Annotated in this window: 2 protein-coding genes; both read right to left on the reverse strand. The window is 59.7% G+C overall.

Annotated features, from left to right (window positions below; translation table 11 throughout):
• Positions 1-103 precede the first annotated feature (103 nt).
• Complete coding sequence (locus ACFYP3_RS37460) at positions 104-559, reverse strand: SRPBCC family protein (protein WP_388842577.1); 456 nt, start codon at positions 557-559, stop codon at positions 104-106.
• Positions 560-1,763: 1,204 nt separating this feature from the next.
• A partial coding sequence (locus ACFYP3_RS37465) for a ricin-type beta-trefoil lectin domain protein (RefSeq protein WP_388842579.1) occupies positions 1,764-2,806 on the reverse strand: 1,043 nt, incomplete at its 5' end.

Here is a 2,806-nt window from a genome sequence, read left to right on the forward strand (position 1 = left end):
ACGCCATCCCCGCAACTACCCGGCCTTCCTCGGCCTAGCAGCCGCCCTCTGCTGCTACAAACGCCTCGTCCGCCTCACCACATAGGACACGGTCTAAACCGGGTCAGGTTGACTGGAAGGTGCTTGCCAGGTAGGCGTTCCGGGTTCTGATGAGGTGAGGCAGGTACCGGCTCAGGAGCATACGGTCGACGGTGCGCCCGAGCGGCCCCAGGGGTGAAGCGAAGTCGATGACATCTCTCATTATGGTGCCGCCGGAGCCATCCGGCTCGAAGTGATGCGCGTGATGCCATCGTTTGAAGGGCCCGGCCTCTTGCTCGTCCACAAAACGTCGCGGTGGATCGTAGGAGGTGATGCGGGCGGTGAGCCGCCAGGTTAGGCCGAAATGGCGGGCCTGGAACGTCACCGTCTCCCCGGGCAGCAGCTCACCCCTGGTTCTGCCGTCGACCGCCCGCTCCGACGAAGCGGCCATAGACCGGGTATGGGCCTCCACGTCGAGGCATACCGCGAACACGCGGTCCGGCGGCGCGGCGACGGCTGTCACTACCTCGAAATTCGGCATCGTCTCATCGTAGAGCCTTTGAGATTTCGGCCGTCCGCCGGGATCGGGCCTTGTCTGGCTGTCTCCCCGCAGCCCGGGGAGAAATACGAGGACTGGACCGGCAGGGCGGTCCCGGATCGGTTGCCGTGGTGTCGGGCCATGCGGGGGCGGAGGGGGTCAGCCACCCGAGGACCGGCGCGCGGCCCCCGTCGCGGGCTCTGGTAGCCAAGGCTGCACCCCTTACCTCCGAACGTACCGCCGCCTGGAGGCCGGCGGTCAGCCGGTCATGCCGAGTGGCCACCGGCGAGAAGCTGGGCCGGGTTGTCTCTTGAACTGCGAAGCAGTGCCGCGGCGGGGCGCAGGGCGAATGTCGAAGGCTCGCTGGTGAAGTCACGTGAGCCAGTACGGGGAATGAGCGCGTGGCGTGTGCCGTCCTCGTCGGGGGAAGTTGTCGATCATGGCTTGTTGGAACCAGTCGTCCGGGAGATTCGAGTGGTCGTAGACGATGATTTGCTGATCACCCCGGATGAGTCCTGAGGCCGCCGGTGACCACGCTGAGTTGTTGAAGCTGATGCCTGCTTCGTTCGGCTCTTCGGACTGTCCAAGCTTGAGTCGCCACGCCCACGGGGTCGTCTGAGCCGCGATGTCAGCGAGACGGCGCTCTGTCTCGGCGGGTACGTCGTCGTTGAAAAGTGTGCTCTTCGAGAACGCTGACGGGTCTTGCGCGGATGCCAGCGCATTGCGCAGCTGACCGACGTCGTCGGTGGGCCGGCGGTCGTGAGCCAGGGATTAGACGATGCGTTTTTGAAGGTGCGTTGCTCGCAGATGCTGTTCCAGACGAGCTATGTTCTCATCGTTCGCCATCAGCTCTTTTAGGAGCACGGCGTTGGTCTTGAGCTGTTCGGCGAGGCCTTCACATTGGGCTTTCAGGGCCCGAAGATGCTCTTGGCGGACCGGCTGAAGGCCGGCCGCCTGCTCCAGTTCCTCTGAATGAAGCAGGCAACCAAAGACCTTCGATTCAATAGTAATTTCACCGTTCTCGTTGGAGTTCTGGTTTGCTATTTCCGTCAGGCCGCAGGCACCAAAGTGGTGGGAATTATTTTCCGAGGCATGTATGCAGGTCCCCGTGCCCGCATCGCTTGGCTCTATTTTAATTCCCCTGTACGCGCCTCCTCGCTACATGTGCAATCCATTTAACGAGGAAAGCGGCGCTGTCTGTTTGAGGTTAGGTATGATCCACAACGAAGTCCCACACTTGCTTCGGATCGTCTTCCTTGCATGGGACAGCATTTAGATACTCGTCGACCGCTAGTGTCGCCGTCATGCATTTATTTCCACCCACTCCGCCACGTATCTTTCCGCCTGTCATAGGCTGCCATTGCTGCCCTGGGACGCCTGCTTGACATTTCTTCAACTGCACTTTGCGAGTTGAAGTGGGATTGGAATCTGTGAGGCAGAGAGATGAGTCCACCGTCATGTGTAATTTGCCACCGGTGGCGCCGAATGTGAAATGTTGGGCGTCATTAGCATCGTTGTTATCGCAGTAGTATCTGGCCATCCATGGGATTTCATTTTCGGAGCCGTGCGCATTCCAGCATACATTTTCCTTCTCGGCTGGATTGTTTTTTGGGTAGTAGTGAGGCTTAATCCTGTAAGGAGTGCCCTTCGTCGACAGGGGAGAGATTTCTTGCGCTAAGCGAACCGGGTTTCTCTCGTTATTTACGGCGGCGATCAGGTCGGTCTTGATATTTTGGAGGGTAGTCATCGGCATCGTGCTGGCGTTGCGAACGGCGAGGAGGAAGTGCTTGGCATTCGCTTCCGTCGCCGTGGACGTCGGGTCGGTCCAGTACATCAGTCGTCGTCCGGCGTCATTGGTGTGCGGCTCATCACGCAGGATGACCTCGTTTCTCTTGCCCGTCGTGGCTGGCGTGGAGGGCATATTGGAGGCCTTGTAGATGCCGGTATCGGTGATAATCATCGTGGTTGCGAGATCGAACTCCCAGGGCAAGTATGTCTGCGTGGGCGCACTACTGTTGCGGCCCTTCCAGGTCTCAAAGAGGAACTTGTTTTTGTTGAAGTAACATGTGCTGTCGGTGGCCGGGCAGAGTTTTAGCCAATTGAGCGCGGTTCCTGAACTATCGGTCGCGTTACTGTTGTAAGCGAAGTTGAGCAGCCCCCCCCCCGTTATCTTTTTCGCGGTCCTGCAATGGGGCCGCTGGCCTCCGGGCCCGGTATGACTGTGTCCCCTCTGTCGAACGGATGACCTGG

It is taken from the genome of Streptomyces sp. NPDC005533 (assembly GCF_042871845.1).
Classification (GTDB): Bacteria; Actinomycetota; Actinomycetes; order Streptomycetales; family Streptomycetaceae; genus Streptomyces.

Excerpts from the sequence above, each read along its gene's own strand:
- ACFYP3_RS37460 (WP_388842577.1), bottom strand. The coding sequence starts at position 559 with ATGCCGAATTTCGAGGTAGTGACAGCCGTCGCCGCGCCGCCGGACCGC.